The organism is Serratia sp. Z4 (assembly GCF_009900725.1).
Lineage (GTDB): Bacteria > Pseudomonadota > Gammaproteobacteria > Enterobacterales > Enterobacteriaceae > Serratia > Serratia nematodiphila.
In genome coordinates, this window is the sequence record NZ_JAAABD010000004.1 from 228,420 (window position 1) to 243,448 (window position 15,029).

The 15,029-nt window shown below is 60.3% G+C and carries 18 protein-coding genes; 12 read left to right on the top strand and 6 right to left on the bottom strand.

The genetic code is table 11. The annotated features are described in order from the left end of the window. From kdsD to GT753_RS17020, 12 genes are all read left to right on the top strand, one after another. A complete protein-coding gene (gene kdsD / locus GT753_RS16965) occupies positions 1 to 987 on the top strand; it encodes an arabinose-5-phosphate isomerase KdsD (protein ID WP_033632015.1) in 987 nt (328 codons plus the stop codon). A 17-nt stretch (positions 988 to 1,004) separates the two neighbouring features. Further along, positions 1,005 to 1,559, top strand: a complete 555-nt coding sequence (gene kdsC / locus GT753_RS16970) for a 3-deoxy-manno-octulosonate-8-phosphatase KdsC (RefSeq protein WP_021505108.1) — start codon at positions 1,005 to 1,007, stop codon at positions 1,557 to 1,559. Continuing rightward, positions 1,556 to 2,134: an LPS export ABC transporter periplasmic protein LptC gene (lptC, locus tag GT753_RS16975; RefSeq protein WP_004937047.1), complete on the top strand. Its 579-nt coding sequence runs from the start codon at positions 1,556 to 1,558 to the stop codon at positions 2,132 to 2,134. The genes kdsC and lptC overlap by 4 nt, the downstream gene beginning before the upstream one ends. After that, positions 2,103 to 2,642 carry a lipopolysaccharide ABC transporter substrate-binding protein LptA gene (gene lptA / locus GT753_RS16980; protein WP_004937045.1) on the top strand — a complete coding sequence of 180 codons (540 nt, stop codon included), beginning with the start codon at positions 2,103 to 2,105 and terminating at the stop codon, positions 2,640 to 2,642. The genes lptC and lptA overlap by 32 nt, the downstream gene beginning before the upstream one ends. A gap of 6 nt (positions 2,643 to 2,648) precedes the next feature. Beyond that, positions 2,649 to 3,374 carry an LPS export ABC transporter ATP-binding protein gene (gene lptB / locus GT753_RS16985; RefSeq protein ID WP_004937040.1) on the top strand — a complete coding sequence of 242 codons (726 nt, stop codon included), beginning with the start codon at positions 2,649 to 2,651 and terminating at the stop codon, positions 3,372 to 3,374. Between the two features lie 52 nt (positions 3,375 to 3,426). Beyond that, the gene (rpoN, locus tag GT753_RS16990; RefSeq protein ID WP_021505109.1) at positions 3,427 to 4,860 is read left to right on the top strand and encodes an RNA polymerase factor sigma-54; all 1,434 of its coding nucleotides are present in this window, start codon (positions 3,427 to 3,429) and stop codon (positions 4,858 to 4,860) included. Positions 4,861 to 4,883: 23 nt separating this feature from the next. Next, positions 4,884 to 5,171, top strand: coding sequence for a ribosome hibernation promoting factor (gene hpf, locus GT753_RS16995; RefSeq protein ID WP_160125786.1), 288 nt, complete (start codon positions 4,884 to 4,886; stop codon positions 5,169 to 5,171). A 155-nt stretch (positions 5,172 to 5,326) separates the two neighbouring features. Then, positions 5,327 to 5,788 (top strand): PTS IIA-like nitrogen regulatory protein PtsN, encoded by a 462-nt coding sequence (ptsN, locus tag GT753_RS17000; protein ID WP_016930212.1) that lies wholly within the window; start codon positions 5,327 to 5,329, stop codon positions 5,786 to 5,788. 127 nt (positions 5,789 to 5,915) lie between these two features. Further along, positions 5,916 to 6,770 carry an RNase adapter RapZ gene (gene rapZ, locus GT753_RS17005; protein ID WP_015379177.1) on the top strand — a complete coding sequence of 285 codons (855 nt, stop codon included), beginning with the start codon at positions 5,916 to 5,918 and terminating at the stop codon, positions 6,768 to 6,770. Then, entirely contained in the window at positions 6,767 to 7,039 is a 273-nt protein-coding gene (gene npr / locus GT753_RS17010; protein WP_004937034.1) for a PTS phosphocarrier protein NPr, read from the top strand. Before rapZ ends, npr begins: the two co-directional genes overlap by 4 nt. Positions 7,040 to 7,333: 294 nt before the next feature. Next, entirely contained in the window at positions 7,334 to 7,645 is a 312-nt protein-coding gene (locus GT753_RS17015; protein ID WP_004937033.1) for a type II toxin-antitoxin system HigB family toxin, read from the top strand. After that, positions 7,642 to 8,064, top strand: a complete 423-nt coding sequence (locus tag GT753_RS17020) for a type II toxin-antitoxin system HigA family antitoxin (protein WP_015379178.1) — start codon at positions 7,642 to 7,644, stop codon at positions 8,062 to 8,064. Before GT753_RS17015 ends, GT753_RS17020 begins: the two co-directional genes overlap by 4 nt. A 3-nt stretch (positions 8,065 to 8,067) precedes the next feature. Here the strand turns inward: GT753_RS17020 and GT753_RS17025 are convergent, their stop codons facing one another. From GT753_RS17025 to GT753_RS17050, 6 genes are all read right to left on the bottom strand, one after another. Beyond that, a complete protein-coding gene (locus GT753_RS17025) occupies positions 8,068 to 9,984 on the bottom strand; it encodes a transcription antiterminator (RefSeq protein WP_015379179.1) in 1,917 nt (638 codons plus the stop codon). Positions 9,985 to 10,035: 51 nt separating this feature from the next. After that, on the bottom strand, positions 10,036 to 11,250 hold the full coding sequence (locus tag GT753_RS17030; protein WP_015379180.1) for a lactonase family protein: 1,215 nt from the start codon (positions 11,248 to 11,250) through the stop codon (positions 10,036 to 10,038). Between the two features lie 86 nt (positions 11,251 to 11,336). After that, complete coding sequence (locus GT753_RS17035; RefSeq protein WP_004937022.1) at positions 11,337 to 12,077, bottom strand: KDGP aldolase family protein; 741 nt, start codon at positions 12,075 to 12,077, stop codon at positions 11,337 to 11,339. After that, complete coding sequence (locus GT753_RS17040; RefSeq protein ID WP_021505110.1) at positions 12,074 to 13,192, bottom strand: DgaE family pyridoxal phosphate-dependent ammonia lyase; 1,119 nt, start codon at positions 13,190 to 13,192, stop codon at positions 12,074 to 12,076. The genes GT753_RS17035 and GT753_RS17040 overlap by 4 nt, the downstream gene beginning before the upstream one ends. Continuing rightward, positions 13,176 to 14,315, bottom strand: a complete 1,140-nt coding sequence (locus GT753_RS17045) for an amidohydrolase/deacetylase family metallohydrolase (protein WP_021505111.1) — start codon at positions 14,313 to 14,315, stop codon at positions 13,176 to 13,178. The genes GT753_RS17040 and GT753_RS17045 overlap by 17 nt, the downstream gene beginning before the upstream one ends. A gap of 63 nt (positions 14,316 to 14,378) precedes the next feature. After that, positions 14,379 to 15,029 (bottom strand): DUF4310 family protein, encoded by a 651-nt coding sequence (locus GT753_RS17050; protein WP_046687880.1) that lies wholly within the window; start codon positions 15,027 to 15,029, stop codon positions 14,379 to 14,381.

A 15,029-nucleotide genomic window follows, 5' to 3' on the forward strand; every position in this document is an offset into this window, starting at 1 on the left:
ATGTCGAACATTGAGTTGCAACCGGGCTTCGATTTTCAACAGGCCGGCAAAGAAGTGCTTCAGATAGAGCGTGAAGGGCTGGCTCAGCTCGACAGCTACATCAACGCAGACTTCACCCGCGCCTGCGAAACCATCGCCGCCTGCGGCGGCAAAGTGGTGGTGATGGGCATGGGCAAATCCGGCCACATCGGCTGCAAGATCGCCGCGACCTTCGCCAGCACCGGCACGCCCTCATTCTTCGTTCATCCGGCGGAGGCCAGCCATGGCGATTTGGGCATGGTCACCCCGCAGGACATCGTGCTCGCCATCTCCAACTCCGGCGAGTCCAGCGAGATCCTGGCGCTGATCCCGGTGTTGAAACGCCAACAGATCACCCTCATCTGTATGACTAACAATCCGGAAAGCTCGATGGGTAAAGCGGCGGATATCCACCTGTGCATCAAGGTGCCGCAGGAAGCCTGCCCGCTGGGGCTGGCGCCGACCACCAGCACCACCGCCACGCTGGTGATGGGCGATGCGCTGGCCGTCGCGCTGCTGAAAGCGCGCGGTTTCACGCCGGAAGATTTCGCGCTGTCGCATCCGGGCGGCGCACTCGGCCGCAAACTGCTGCTGCGGGTTAGCGATATCATGCACAGCGGCGATGAAATTCCCCACGTCAGCGCCGACGCCTCGTTGCGCGACGCGTTGCTGGAAATCACCCGCAAAAATCTGGGCCTGACGGTGATCTGCGACGATCTGATGAAAATCGCCGGCATCTTTACCGATGGCGACCTGCGCCGGGTGTTCGACATGGGCATCAACCTGCACGAGGCGAAGATTGCCGATGTCATGACGCCGGGCGGCGTGCGGGTGCGCCCCAACCTCCTGGCGGTCGATGCATTGAACCTGATGCAACAACGCCACATCACCGCGCTGCTGGTTGCCGATGGCGACCAGTTGCTGGGTGTGGTACATATGCATGACATGCTGCGCGCCGGCGTCGTTTAATTAAGGAATAGAACGGAATGGGTATGGTAGAAACCTGCTACGGGCCGGTAGAACAAGAGGTTATGGCGCGTGCCGGGAACATCCGCCTGTTGATTTGCGACGTTGACGGCGTGCTGTCGGACGGCCTGATCTTCATGGGCAACAACGGTGAAGAACTGAAGGCGTTCAACGTGCGCGACGGCTACGGCATCCGCTGCTTGAAAACCTCAGACATCGAGGTGGCGATCATCACCGGGCGCTCCGCCAAGCTGCTGGAGGACCGCGCGCAGACGCTCGGCATCACCCATCTGTATCAGGGGCAGTCCGATAAGCTTTTGGCCTTCCGCGAACTGTTGGATAAACTGTCGTTAACGGCGGATCAGGTCGCCTATATCGGCGATGACCTGATCGACTGGCCGGTGATGGCGCAGGTCGGCCTGGCGGTCGCAGTGGCGGACGCCCATCCGCTGCTGACGCCGCGCGCCCACTACGTCACCCGCATTGCCGGCGGCCGCGGCGCGGTACGCGAACTGTGCGACATCATTCTTTTGGCTCAAAATAAGCTGGAGGACGCCAAAGGGCTGTCGATATGAGTAAAACCAAACTGTGGATCACCATCCTGTTGACGGTGATCGTTCTGGCGCTGATCGGCTGGAACATGACGGACTTCAGCGACGACACGGCCCCTGGCCCGGTCAACGATCAGGATCCGACCTACCAGAGCCAGCACACGGTCACCGTGGTGTACAACCCGGCCGGCAAGCTGAATTACAAACTGGTGGCGGAAGACGCGAAGTATTACACCGCCGGCGAGCTGAGCTGGTTCACCCAGCCGGTGATGACGCTGTTCGATGAGAATGCGGTGGCCACCTGGTCAGTTCGCGCCGATCGCGCCAAACTGACTAAAGACCGAATGCTGTATCTGTATGGTCACGTCGAGGTGAACAGCCTGACCACCACCTCGCAGCTGGAAAAAATTAAGACGGACAACGCTCAGGTAAACCTGGTCACCCAGGACGTCACCTCCGATGACGAAGTCACGCTTTACGGGACCAATTTTACCTCTAACGGCATGAAAATGCGTGGGAACCTGCGGACCAAAACCGCTGAGCTGATTGATAAGGTTAAGACCAACTATGAAATTCAGAACCAAAAACCAACTCCGTAACCTGTTGCTCGGCAGCTTAGTTTTGGCCGCCAGCGCCCCCGCTCTGGCGCTGAAATCCGACTCCAGCCAGCCGGTCAGCATCGACTCGCTCAAGCAGTCGTTGGACATGCAAAGCAACGTCAGCACCTTCACCGACAACGTGGTGATCAAACAGGGCACCATCGATATTCGCGCCGACAAGGTGGTAGTCACCCGCCCGGGCGGAGATCAGAATAAGACCTATATTGAAGCGTTCGGCAACCCGGTAACCTTCTACCAGATGCAGGACAGCGGCAAGCCGGTCAAAGGCCACGCGCAGAAAGTGCGTTACGACGTGGCGACCCAGCTGGTGACCCTGACGGGCAACGCCTATCTGGAGCAGCTCGACAGCAACGTGAAAGGCGATCGCATCACCTATCTGGTGCAACAGCAGCAAATGCAGGCGTTTAGCGATAAAGGCAAACGCGTGACAACGGTTCTGGTACCGTCGCAGTTGCAAGACAAAAACGAGCAAAAAAAGAGTAACTAATCACTTATGGCAACACTCATCGCAGAAAACCTGGCGAAAGCCTACAAGGGCCGTAAAGTTGTCGAAGACGTCAGCCTGAAAGTGAAATCCGGCGAGATCGTCGGCCTGCTCGGCCCGAACGGCGCCGGTAAAACCACCACCTTCTACATGGTGGTCGGCATCGTGCCGCGCGACGCCGGGCGCATCGTGATCGACGAAGAAGACATCAGCCTGCTGCCGCTGCACGCCCGCGCGCGCCGCGGTATTGGTTACCTGCCGCAGGAAGCGTCGATCTTCCGCCGCCTGAGCGTGTACGACAACCTGATGGCGGTGCTGGAGATCCGTCCCGACCTCACCAGCGAACAGCGCGAAGACCGTGCCAAGGAGCTGATGGAAGAGTTCCATATCTCCCATCTGCGCGACAGCCTTGGCCAGGCGTTGTCCGGCGGTGAACGCCGCCGCGTCGAAATCGCCCGCGCGCTGGCGGCCAACCCGAAATTCATTCTGCTGGACGAACCCTTCGCCGGGGTGGATCCGATTTCCGTTATCGACATCAAAAAAATCATCGAGCACCTGCGTGACAGCGGCCTGGGCGTGCTGATCACCGACCACAACGTGCGCGAGACGCTGGACGTATGTGAACGCGCCTACATCGTCAGCCAGGGCAAACTGATTGCCCACGGCACGCCGGATGCTATTCTGGCCGACGAGCAGGTTAAACGCGTTTATCTGGGCGAAGAGTTCCGCCTCTAAGCGCCGGCGCGCCCTGCGGGGCGACACCGTTAACGGAAGTAGACAGAAAACTATGAAGCAAGGTTTGCAACTCAGGCTCAGTCAACAGCTGGCCATGACTCCTCAGCTCCAGCAGGCGATCCGCCTGCTGCAGTTGTCCACGCTTGAGCTTCAGCAAGAGATCCAGCTGGCGCTGGAGAGCAATCCGCTGCTTGAACAGACCGATCTGCACGACGAAATCGACGCCAAAGAAACCCAGGAGACCGAGGGGCTCGATACCCGCGAGGCGCTGGAACAGAAAGACATGCCGGAAGAGCTGCCGCTGGACGCCACCTGGGATGAGATCTACACCGCCGGCACGCCGTCCGGCACCGGCACCGACTACAGCGACGACGAGCTGCCGGTCTATCAGGGCGAGACCACCCAAACGCTGCAGGATTACCTGATGTGGCAGGTGGATCTGACGCCGTTTTCCGATACCGACGCCGCCATCGCCACCTCCATCGTCGACGCGGTGGACGACACCGGCTATCTCACCGTGCCGCTGGAAGACATTCTGGAAAGCCTGGGCGACGAAAACGTGACCCTCGAGGAAGTCGAGGCGGTGTTGAAGCGCGTGCAACGTTTCGATCCGATCGGCGTCGCCGCGCGCGATCTGCGCGATTGCCTGCTGGTGCAGCTCTCCCAATACGCCAAAGACACCCCTTACCTGGCCGAAGCGCGGCTGATCATCAGCGACCATCTGGATCTGCTGGCCAACCACGACTTTCGCAGCCTGATGCGATCAACCCGGCTAAAAGAAGATACACTGAAAGAAGCGATGCTGCTGATTCAGTCGCTCGATCCGCGCCCGGGGCAGTCGATCAATACCGGCGAATCGGAATACGTGATTCCGGACGTGCTGGTGCGCAAGACGCAGAACAAATGGACGGTCGAGCTCAACGGCGACAGCGTGCCGCGTTTGAAGATCAATCAGCAATACGCCGCGCTGGGCAACAGCGCCCGCAGCGAAGCCGACGGCCAGTTCATCCGCAGCAATCTGCAGGAAGCCAAGTGGCTGATTAAAAGCCTGGAGAGCCGCAATGAGACGCTGCTGAAGGTCACCCGCTGCATCGTCGATCAACAGCAGGCGTTCTTCGAGCAAGGCGAAGAGTTTATGAAACCCATGGTGCTGGCGGATATCGCCCAGGCCGTAGAGATGCATGAATCGACGATCTCGCGCGTCACCACGCAGAAGTTTCTGCACAGCCCGCGCGGCATTTTCGAATTGAAATATTTCTTCTCCAGCCACGTGAATACCGACAGCGGCGGCGAAGCCTCCTCGACGGCGATCCGCGCGTTGGTGAAGAAATTGATTGCGGCGGAAAACCCCGCCAAACCACTCAGCGACAGCAAGCTGGCCACCCTGCTCGCCGATCAGGGGATCATCGTGGCGCGGCGCACCGTCGCCAAGTACCGAGAGTCTTTGTCCATCCCGCCGTCGAACCAGCGTAAACAGTTGGTTTGACCTCTATTGAGAAGGAAGACACTATGCAGCTCAACATTACCGGACACCACATCGAAATCACCGATCCGTTGCGCGAGTTCGTGAACAACAAGTTCGCCAAACTCGAACAGTACTTTGATCGCATCAATCAGGTGTATGTTGTATTAAGTGTGGAAAAAGCGCAGCAAATTGCGGAAGCAACGGTGCACGTGAATGGAGGCGAGTTGCACGCCACCTCGGAAGACGAGAATATGTATGCCGCAATTGATACGCTGATCGACAAATTGGCACGTCAATTGAACAAACATAAAGACAAATTGAAGCAACACTGACACCCTAACCCATTCCATGAGGCGGCATCCGTCGCCGCCTCACCCTTCGGCGCGTGACCCGCATGGGTGACGCGCCGAACGGTAATCAGGGTTAAAACCGACGAAAAACCGCCTTGCCGGGTTCGCCCGGCGGCGCGGTTTTAAGTGAAGATGAGATGAACAACGAATATATGCAATTAAGCTCGGTGTTAAACATCGAGTGCACCAAAAGCTCGGTACACTGCACCAGCAAGAAGCGGGCTTTGGAAATTATCAGCGAACTGGCCGCCAAACAGCTCAATCTGCCTTCGCAGGTGGTGTTTGACGCGGTTCTCACCCGGGAGCGCATGGGCAGCACCGGTATCGGCAACGGTATCGCCATTCCCCACGGCAAACTGGAAGAGGACACACTGCGGGCCGTTGGCGTGTTTATCCGTCTCGACCAACCCATCGCTTTCGACGCTATCGACAACCAGCCGGTCGACCTGCTGTTCGCGCTGCTGGTGCCTGCCGATCAGTGCAAAACCCATTTGCATACGCTGTCGCTGGTCGCCAAACGCCTGGCCGACAAAACCGTATGCCGCCGCCTGCGCGCCGCGCAGAGCGACGAAGAACTTTACCAAATCATCACCGAGTGATGCCCGGCCGGCGTGACTTCCAGCCCGGATAACGATACTGTTTTATGATGATGGATCCGGCCACGGCCGGAATAACAAAGTTTAACGGTGGCGATGAACGCCGCCGCGATGCCAGGGGAGTTGCCACATGGTGCTGATGATTGTCAGCGGCCGTTCCGGTTCCGGAAAATCCGTCGCCTTGCGGGCGCTGGAAGACATGGGTTTTTACTGCGTTGACAACCTGCCGGTAGTGCTGCTGCCGCAGCTCGCCAATACGCTGGCGGAACGCAATATCTCCGCAGCAGTCAGCATCGACGTGCGCAACATGCCTGAATCACCGGAAGTGTTCGAATACGCGATGACTCAGCTGCCGGACAGCTTCTCGCCGCAGTTGCTGTTCCTCGACGCCGATCGCAACACGCTGATCCGCCGTTACAGCGACACCCGCCGCCTGCACCCGCTCTCCAGCAAAAACCTGTCGCTGGAAAGCGCCATCGACGAAGAGAGCGATCTGCTCGAACCGCTGCGCTCGCGGGCGGACCTGATTATCGACACCTCGGAAATGTCGGTGCACGAACTGGCCGAAATGCTGCGCACCCGCCTGCTGGGCAAGCGCGAGCGCGAACTGACCATGGTGTTCGAATCCTTCGGCTTCAAACACGGTATCCCGATCGACGCCGACTACGTGTTCGACGTGCGCTTCCTGCCGAACCCGCACTGGGATCCGAAGCTGCGGCCGATGACCGGCCTGGACAAACCGGTGGCGTCGTTCCTCGATCGCCATACCGAAGTGCACAACTTCATCTACCAGACCCGCAGCTATCTGGAACAGTGGCTGCCGATGCTGGAAACCAACAACCGCAGCTACCTGACGGTCGCCATCGGCTGTACCGGCGGCAAGCACCGTTCGGTGTACGTGGCGGAACAGCTGGCCGATTACTTCCGCTCGCGCGGCAAGAACGTGCAGTCGCGCCACCGCACGCTGGAAAAGCGCAAACAATGACGGTCAAACAGACGGTTGAAATCAAAAACAAGCTGGGCATGCACGCGCGCCCGGCGATGAAACTGTTCGAACTGGTGCAAAGCTTCGACGCCGAGGTGATGCTGCGCAACGAAAGCGGCACCGAGGCCGAAGCCAGCAGCGTCATCGCGCTGCTGATGCTGGACTCCGCCCAGGGCCGGCATATCGAAGTCGAAGCGACCGGCCCCGACGAAGTCAACGCGCTGGCGGCGGTGGTCGAGCTGTTCAACTCCGGGTTTGATGAAGATTAGTCGCTGAGACTCTCCCCATGCGTCGCCTCGGCGCATGTGTTGCCTCCCCCTCTCCCATAACGTAGCCCTCCCGTTTCTCACTTTGCGAATCCGCTTCCAGAATCAGCCGTAACCGCCTGTAAATTCACGTCATGGATTTACCCCCACCACGATAATCGCAATAGTGTGTAACGCAAAAACAGACAACAGGCGGGTGTTTCCCCACGCTTTGCTTACGGGACAACGAAAAGTTTACAATTTGTGAACTTCACCGGCAGTCGCTATAATGTTCACCGGGTAGGAATCGAAGGAACGATGCATATCATTTCCAGGGAACCGTTCAATAACGCAACGAAGCAATATCCCAATGAAGCCACTGCTCTCGAGGCCATTTATAAAGCGTTGCGACGGGGCGAGTTCCGCACGCCGGACGAGTTAAAAGCGCTTTTTCCTTCGCTCGATCGTATGAAATACAAAGAGAAATGGTGGGTCATTGACGTCGGCGGCAACCACCTGCGGATCTTGTTCTTTGCCAGCTTCGAGACACAGAAAGTCTTCATAAAGCATATCGTTAGCCACGCCGAATACGACAAGCTGATGCAGCACTATCGAAGGAGTTCATCATGATTACAGATGCCATTAAGGCGGCCGATGCGCTACTGCGCGCCGTGCCCTTGTTGCAGGGCAGCCGCGCTCAGCAAGACTACCGGGAAGCGCTTGAATTGGTGGAATACCTGCTGGAAAACGACGAACACCATCCGCTGATTGACATGCTGGCAAAAAAGATCGCCGAATATGAAGACAACAGCGCCGAATTTACCGCATTCAACCAGCGTATCGCCCAGTTACCACAGGGGGTAGCCGCGCTTCGCGTCCTTATGGAACAGCACCAACTCAGCCAAAGTGATTTTGAACATGAGATCGGTAAAAAGTCGTTGGTTAACCAAATCCTGAACGGTAAAAGATCGCTGACCATTCCGCACATTATGGCGCTGGCCAAGCGTTTCAATCTGCCCCCGGCCCTGTTCCTGCCGGAAGCGGATTAGCCCTCAACTCCGGCTCAGGCAGTCCAGCGCCACCGCTTTGAAGCTGTCGAAGCTGTCGCTGCCCAGCAGGCGGCTCATTGAACGTTCACGCACGAAGGTGACGAACAGCTCGTAGATCGCCATCGCCTCTTCATAATCGCTCTTGCTGATCGCCAGCAGGAAAATCACGTGCGCAACCTCACCTTCCCCCCAGGCGACGCCCTGCGGCGCCAGCAGCGTCACCACCACGGTCTTCTTCGCCAGCAGCCCCAGCGAATGCGGCAGCGCGATGCCCTCGCCCAGCAGCGTGGAAACGATCGCCTCGCGTTCGACCACCGACGGATAAAAGTCCGCGCCGACGTACCCTTCTCGCTCCAGCTGGCCGCACACCCGGCTGAACAGCTCCGCCTGCGTCAGCGGCTCGTTGAGCACCATAAAATGTTCGGCGTCGAAGAACTTCTCCAGCATGTACGGCCGGGTGCGATCCACCAGCACCAGCTTGCCCAGTTGCTCCAGCTGATAATCGGTCGGAAACGGCGACATCACCACCACCGGCTTGTTCTTCTCGCCGATGCGGGCGTTGGAAATCACGAAGTCTTCGTCGATGTGCGCGAGCATCTCGTAATCGCGCAGCGAAACGATGCGCGTCATCACCAGCTGCGGATACTTGCGCGCAATCTGCGCCTGGATCATGCGCACCGTCGAGTTGCCGGTGTCGCACACCAGCATCACCTGCGGGTGGCGTTCATAACCGATGTTGTAATGCCGCTCCAGCCCCACGCCGATGTGCAACACCAGATAGCCGATCTCGTTTTCACTCAGGGTATAAGGCGTGTACTTGCCCCAGCTGGAGACCGCCGCCAGCGTCACGTCGTAAGCCATCGGATAGTGCTGCTTGATGTTGGCCAGCAGCGGATTGGGGATGTTGATCTGGTATTTCACCCGCGTAATCATGGTCTTGATATGGGTGAGCAGATCGGCCCGCAGCTGCTCGTCGCCCTGCAGGTTGTAGTTATAGTGTGCGTTGATGTAGGACAGGATGTAGTCCACCAGCGCTTCTTCATCGTCGGCGTTGATCTCGGTCGGCTGCACGTCCTGCACGCGCCGCGCGGCGATATTGACCCGCAGATAGGCCTCTTCGGCCATCGAGATCTCTTTGCCGGAGGCCGCGCGCAGCTCCGCCGCCAGACGGGTCGACACCTGACGCACCGCCTCGTCGCCGTCCTCCACCTCGAAGTCCGGCAGCGGATAACCGTCGTTGATGCGCCGCAGCGCCACCGCGCAGTAGAAGATCAGGTACTGCTCGCCCTCGTCGGTCAGGCGAATGGCGTATTGCGACAACAGCGGGTGCAACAATCCGGCGAACGCCGCCACCTGAGGCTGCAACAGGATCTCGTTGTTGAGCAACGGGTTCTCGGCGTCGGCCAACTGCAGCTGGAACAGCAGATCGGTCAGGCAGGCGCGGATCGCCATCTCCGCGCCGAACAGCTTCATGCCGTAGCGCGGCTTGGTTTCGATCGTCAATTGATAGTGCGCCAGACGCTCTCTCACCTCAGCCATGTCGTTTTGCAGCGTGCCGCGGCTGACGAACCACTCGTCGGCCAGATCTTCCAGTTTGAGGGAGAAGGCTGAGGTCAAAAAACGCACCAGCAGATAATGCACCCGCTCCTGCGCGCTGCGCGGGGTGGCCTGTTTGCGGCGCTCCTGATGCTGCAGGGCGCTGAATAGCGCGGCGTTATCGACCTGCAAACGATAGCCGGCCCCGCGGCTATGCACGAAGCGCGCACCGTATTTGTCCAGGATCTCGTTCAGCGCGGTGATATCCGCCCGCACCGTGCGGGTGGACACGGCGAAACGCTTCGCCAGCTCATCCTGCGGCAAAGTCTCGGTTTGCAAAGCATCGAACAAGTAAGCCAAACGCGGGTAAGGAAATCGCACCATTCTGTGTCCGTCAATCAGGCGGCCCACCCGGCGAACCGGGCGGGCCACGGGTTACTTCGCCGGCGGCAGGAACGCCATTTGCGAGGGGCTGCCGATCGGCAGATAGCCGCCCACAAAGCTGAGTTTGCCGTCCGTCGGGTTGACGCTGAAGCGAGTGACGTTATCGCTGCGCTGGTTCAGCGCATACAGATAGCGGCCATCCGGGCTCAGCGCCAGCGAACGCGGATAATCGCCGCGGGTCCAGGTTTCCGCCACCGGTGTCAACTCGCCGCCGGCGCCCACGCTGAACTGGGCAATGCTGTTATGCAGCCGGTTGGCGACGTACAGCGTGTCGCCGTTCTTGCTGAGCGCCAGCCCCGAAGCGAAGCTGGTGCCCTGATAGTCGGCGGGCAGCGCGGAAACCGCATGCAGTTGTTTCAGAGTACCTTTTTGGCGATCAAAACGGTAGCTGGTCAACGTCGAGGCCTCTTCGTTCACCAGCAGCACGGTGTCGCCGTCCGGGTGGAACACAAAGTGGCGCGGGCCGGCGCCGGCGGAAGAGGCGGCGATCCACGGCGGATCGTTCGGCGTCAGCCGGCCGCTCGCGGCGTCAAAGCGCCATTGGTAGATGCGATCCAACCCCAGATCGGTGGAGAACACGAACTTGCCGCTCGGATCGCTGGCGATCATATGGGCATGCGGGCCGTTGTGATCGCTGATGGCGAAGCTGCCGTTCACCGCCGCCGCCGGTTTGGCCGCGCCCGCCGGGCCCTGCTGTTGCTGCACCGAGCTGGCGGCGCCCAGGCTGCCGTCCGCTTCAATCGGAAAAGCCGCCACGCTGCCGCTGACATAGTTCGCCACCAGCAGATGGCGGCCGTCCGGCGTCAAGGAGAGATACACCGGCCCTGCCCCCTGCGAATCTACCTGGTTGAGCTGCGTCAGTGCGCCATCGGCCGGATTGACCCGGTAAGCGGTGATGCCGCCGTGTTTGCCGCCGTTGAAGTCGGCCACTTCACTGGCGACATACAGCGTCTTGCCGTCAGCACCCAACGTCAACTGCGCCGGATTCGGCACGTTGCTGACCAACGTAGCGTGGCTCAACGCGCCGCTGGCCGGATCGACCTGCACCCGGTAAACGCCTTCGCCGTTGGGATTGTAGGTGCCGATATAGGCGAAATGAGATGACGTGGAGTTCATTGCATCCTCAGCATGCAGCGCCGGGCCGGTCACGGCCAGCAGCGCCAAGAACAACGCGGTGCGTCGGGTTGGAACCTGCCAGTTTCGCATAGTAATCCTCAGTATAGGTAAGGCGCGGCATGCCGCGCCACGGGAAAACCTTCGCCTCCCAGCGTTTACCTCATCCCATTACGCGTTCAACCCACCAGCTTTTTGGTCATCGCCAGCAGGGTTTTCACGTCCTGCGGACGCGTGTCGCCGCTGGCGGCGTCGATGATCGAGCTGTAGATATGCGGGATCACGCGTTTCACGCCGGCCGCCAGGGCGATCTCAACGATCGGCTCGTAGTTTTCCAGATCGATGCCGCCGGTCGGCTCCAGCATGAAGTCATGCTCGGCGCAGGCCTTGGCGACGTATTGGTATTCGTCCTTGCACTTCAGGCCGCCCATCGGGAAATACTTGATGGAACTGCCGCCCATGTCCTTCAGCAAAGCGATGGCGGTTTCCACCGGCACGATGCCGTCCGGCGCCGCGGCGCTCAATGGGCCGGTAGAGATCTTCACCCAGCCGACGCGGCCGGTCGGCGACACCAGGCCGTTGACCACGCTGTCGTTCTGGCCCAGCAGCGCGCGGCTGGCGCCGACGCCGGTAAACACCTGGTTAACGTGCTGCGGCTGCACCTGCTGAGCGATCAGGCTGACCATCGCCGACTGCTTCGGATCGCCGGCGCCCAGGCCGACCGACAGCGCGTTGTCGATCAGGCGCGCATAGCGCAGCATGTCGGTCACCGCGCTGTCGACGTCCGGGTAGTTCTTGGAGAGCACGCCCACCAGCACATGGCCTTCCGCCGCGGCGTAGATGTCCTGCGCGTTGGCTTTGGAGCCGGCCAGCACGTTCAGGCAGACGCGGTCGCGATAGTAGTTAGGCTGCAGCTTCATGCTTGTTTCTCCGTAAACAGGTTCTTGATACAGCTAAAGACGGTCATCAGCTGTTGCTCGTCGACGCTGCGCACGTCGACCTCAATCTTGCCCTCGTTGGCCTTGTAGCCGCGGAAGTAGATGGCAATATCGCCGGTTTTCAGCGCCTGAACGATGTCATAGGTCGACCGCCCCAGCACCGCCTCATCAAAGGTGATCTCGGCGCGGGCGATATCGCGGCCGGCGCTGTCCCAGACGGTTTTGGCGCTGACGCCGGTCAGGGTGTTGAGGCTGTTGAGGAACGGCGTCATCCGCGCCACCATCTGTTGCCCGGTGGTTTTCTCAAGCGTCAGATAGCTTTCAATTGCCTGCGTCAGGCCGAGGATGCCCTCTTTGCCGACCTTCATCGCCCGGCCGATGCCGCCGGACTGCAGCTTCACCCACTCGACGTACTGTTTCTTGCCAATAACCAAGCCGCTGGTCGGCCCCTCGATGGCTTTGGCGCCGCTGTAGATCACCAGATCGGCCCCCATCTGGTAGTAACACATCAGATCTTCTTCCGCCGCGGCGTCGACGATCAGCGGCAGGTTATGTTTGCGCGCCACCACCGCCGCCTGTTCGACGGACAGAATGCTTTTCTGTACGCAGTGGTGCGATTTGACGTACAGGATCGCCGCCGTCTGCGGCGTGATGCAGGCTTCAATCTGCTCCGGCGAACATTCGTTGGCGTAGCCCGCCTCCACTACCTTGCCGCCGCCCAGCGCCACCATGGTGTCCACCGGTGCGCCGAAGTTGACGTTGTGACCGCGCGGCAGCACGATCTCGCGCGGCACGGCGATCGGCGCCGAATGCAGGTTCACCAGCAGATTGGCGTTATCTTTAACGATCACCGCCGCCACCGACTGGGCGATGCCCGCCGAGGCGCAGGAGACGATCACCGCGTCCTCCACGTTGAGCAGATCGGCGATATAGGCGCCGGTCTTGTTGACCAGATCCTTGATTTCGAAATAGTGGTTCAGGCCGTAATCAACGGCGTCGATCACGTCCTGGCGCGGCGTGGAAACGCCGAGAATGGTCATGCGGCCGGAGGTGTTGATCACCTGCTTCAAACCGTATTTTTCATAAATCGAAGACATGGCTTGCCTCCCCTTGTTCGGTTAATAGGATTTTCCCGGCCACCACCGCGGCCAGCGGCACCAACAGCCGTTCGCCCTCGGCGGTTTGCCCTTCGGCGTCGGCGAACACCTGCGGTTCGCGGCGCAGTTCAAACAGCGTGAAATCGGCGTCATAGCCCGGCTCCAGCCGCCCTTTGCCGCTGAGCTGCAGCGCCGACGCGGCGTTCTCCGTCACGCAGGCGATCACCTGCGGCAGCGTCAGGCCGACGCTGAAGAATTTGGACATCACCGTCGCCAGGCTATGCACCGGCCCGTTCATGCGGTTGCGGCAGTAAATATCGGAGCTGATGGTGTACGGCAAAATGCCCAGTTTGATCGCCTGGCGCGCCACCTCGAAGCTGAAGCTGGCGGTGCCGTGCCCCACGTCGAGCAACACGCCGCGCCGCAGCGCGCGCTGGATAGACTCGCGCAATGTGCCCGCCGGCGTCAGAATGCGGTTCGGTTTGCCGTTGTAGCAGTGGGTGATGATGTCGCCGCGGGTCAGCAGATCGGCGATGTCGTCCAGATCCGGCGGGTTGTTGCCGATATGCACCATCAGCGGCAGCTGGCGGTTTTCCTGCTGGATCTCTTTGGCCAACACCAGCGGCCGGGTACCGTTTTTCCCCACCACGCTGCTGCTCATGCGCGCCTTGATGCCGATGATGAAACCGGGGTGATTGGCGATGGCCTGGCCGGCCTCACGCTTGTCGATGTCCGTCAACTCCGCCAGCTCGTTCTGCCGCAGCAGGCCGATGCGCGAGATGTTGAGGAAGGCGAAAACGTTGGTTTTGGCGCTGCGCGTCAGCTGATAAAAGGCGTCGATATCGTCAGCGCCGGTGCTGCCGGCGTCGACCACGCTGGTGACGCCGCTGGCGACGCCGACCCGATCCGGCTCGTCATGGTAAATCGGCGATTCAGGATAGCAGTGCACGTGCGCGTCGATCCAACCGGCGCTCAGGCGGCAGTTGCCCGCCAGATCCAGCTGGCGAACGGCGCTGACGTCCGCCGCCAGCCGCCCCACCGAGGCTATTTTTCCGTCCTTTACCGCCAGATCGATCAGCGTATCGTCCGCCAGTCTGGCGCCTCTGATTACTAAGTCATACATACCGCATTGCTCCTGTTAGCCCGGGCGCCACCTCAGCCTCGGGCGGCGCCTGGCGCAGGCCTCTTAAGAAATGGCTACCGGGAAGATCGCCCCCAGGATCATCGCGCCGAGGATCGCTCCGCCGGTGATCGGTTTGCCCCAGATATAGAACAGCAGCGCGCCGAGCAGCGAACCGATGCCGATCGGGATCGAAGCGATCATCGCCGACAGGATGATCAACGGCCCGAGGAAACGGCCCGACGAGTTGCCCGCGCCCATCATCACGTCCGCGCCGTAGGTGGAGTTGCTCTGATTGATGGTGAATTTGCGCGCCAGGATGATCACGTAACCGATCGCCAGGCCGATGATCAGACCGGTGGCCAGCGACGCGGCGAAGTTGGCGACCGGGAACACGATGCCGGCCCCCAGCAGCAGCGCCGGTACGCCCAGCCCGACGCCGGTCTGGATCGCGCCGCCGATGTCGAGGATGCCCACCAGCGAGCCTTCGATGATGCGCGCGAACAGGAAGCTGGCGCCGAACGCCGCCACCGCGCCGTACACGCCGGTATCCATCCCCGCCCGCAGCATGGAGACGAAGGCCACTTCGTTAAAGGCGCCGATGCCGTACAGGTAGTACATGTGCGTCCCGGCGAACACGCCGGAGGACAGCAGGCCAACAAAAATCGGGAATGACCAGTCGGCGTACCAGAAGCCTTTTTGGGTTTGCTCTTCCAT

Bases quoted from the DNA above. Each gene is read 5' to 3' on its own strand.
- lptB (WP_004937040.1), top strand. From the start codon at position 2,649: ATGGCAACACTCATCGCAGAAAACCTGGCGAAAGCCTACAAGGGCCGT.
- lptA (WP_004937045.1), top strand. From the start codon at position 2,103: ATGAAATTCAGAACCAAAAACCAACTCCGTAACCTGTTGCTCGGCAGC.
- hpf (WP_160125786.1), top strand. From the start codon at position 4,884: ATGCAGCTCAACATTACCGGACACCACATCGAAATCACCGATCCGTTG.
- lptC (WP_004937047.1), top strand. From the start codon at position 1,556: ATGAGTAAAACCAAACTGTGGATCACCATCCTGTTGACGGTGATCGTT.
- GT753_RS17050 (WP_046687880.1), bottom strand. From the start codon at position 15,029: ATGGAAGAGCAAACCCAAAAAGGCTTCTGGTACGCCGACTGGTCATTC.
- GT753_RS17025 (WP_015379179.1), bottom strand. From the start codon at position 9,984: ATGGTGCGATTTCCTTACCCGCGTTTGGCTTACTTGTTCGATGCTTTG.
- kdsC (WP_021505108.1), top strand. From the start codon at position 1,005: ATGGGTATGGTAGAAACCTGCTACGGGCCGGTAGAACAAGAGGTTATG.
- kdsD (WP_033632015.1), top strand. From the start codon at position 1: ATGTCGAACATTGAGTTGCAACCGGGCTTCGATTTTCAACAGGCCGGC.
- GT753_RS17030 (WP_015379180.1), bottom strand. From the start codon at position 11,250: ATGCGAAACTGGCAGGTTCCAACCCGACGCACCGCGTTGTTCTTGGCG.
- GT753_RS17045 (WP_021505111.1), bottom strand. From the start codon at position 14,315: ATGTATGACTTAGTAATCAGAGGCGCCAGACTGGCGGACGATACGCTG.
- rpoN (WP_021505109.1), top strand. From the start codon at position 3,427: ATGAAGCAAGGTTTGCAACTCAGGCTCAGTCAACAGCTGGCCATGACT.
- GT753_RS17020 (WP_015379178.1), top strand. From the start codon at position 7,642: ATGATTACAGATGCCATTAAGGCGGCCGATGCGCTACTGCGCGCCGTG.
- ptsN (WP_016930212.1), top strand. From the start codon at position 5,327: ATGAACAACGAATATATGCAATTAAGCTCGGTGTTAAACATCGAGTGC.
- GT753_RS17035 (WP_004937022.1), bottom strand. From the start codon at position 12,077: ATGAAGCTGCAGCCTAACTACTATCGCGACCGCGTCTGCCTGAACGTG.
- GT753_RS17040 (WP_021505110.1), bottom strand. From the start codon at position 13,192: ATGTCTTCGATTTATGAAAAATACGGTTTGAAGCAGGTGATCAACACC.
- rapZ (WP_015379177.1), top strand. From the start codon at position 5,916: ATGGTGCTGATGATTGTCAGCGGCCGTTCCGGTTCCGGAAAATCCGTC.
- npr (WP_004937034.1), top strand. From the start codon at position 6,767: ATGACGGTCAAACAGACGGTTGAAATCAAAAACAAGCTGGGCATGCAC.
- GT753_RS17015 (WP_004937033.1), top strand. From the start codon at position 7,334: ATGCATATCATTTCCAGGGAACCGTTCAATAACGCAACGAAGCAATAT.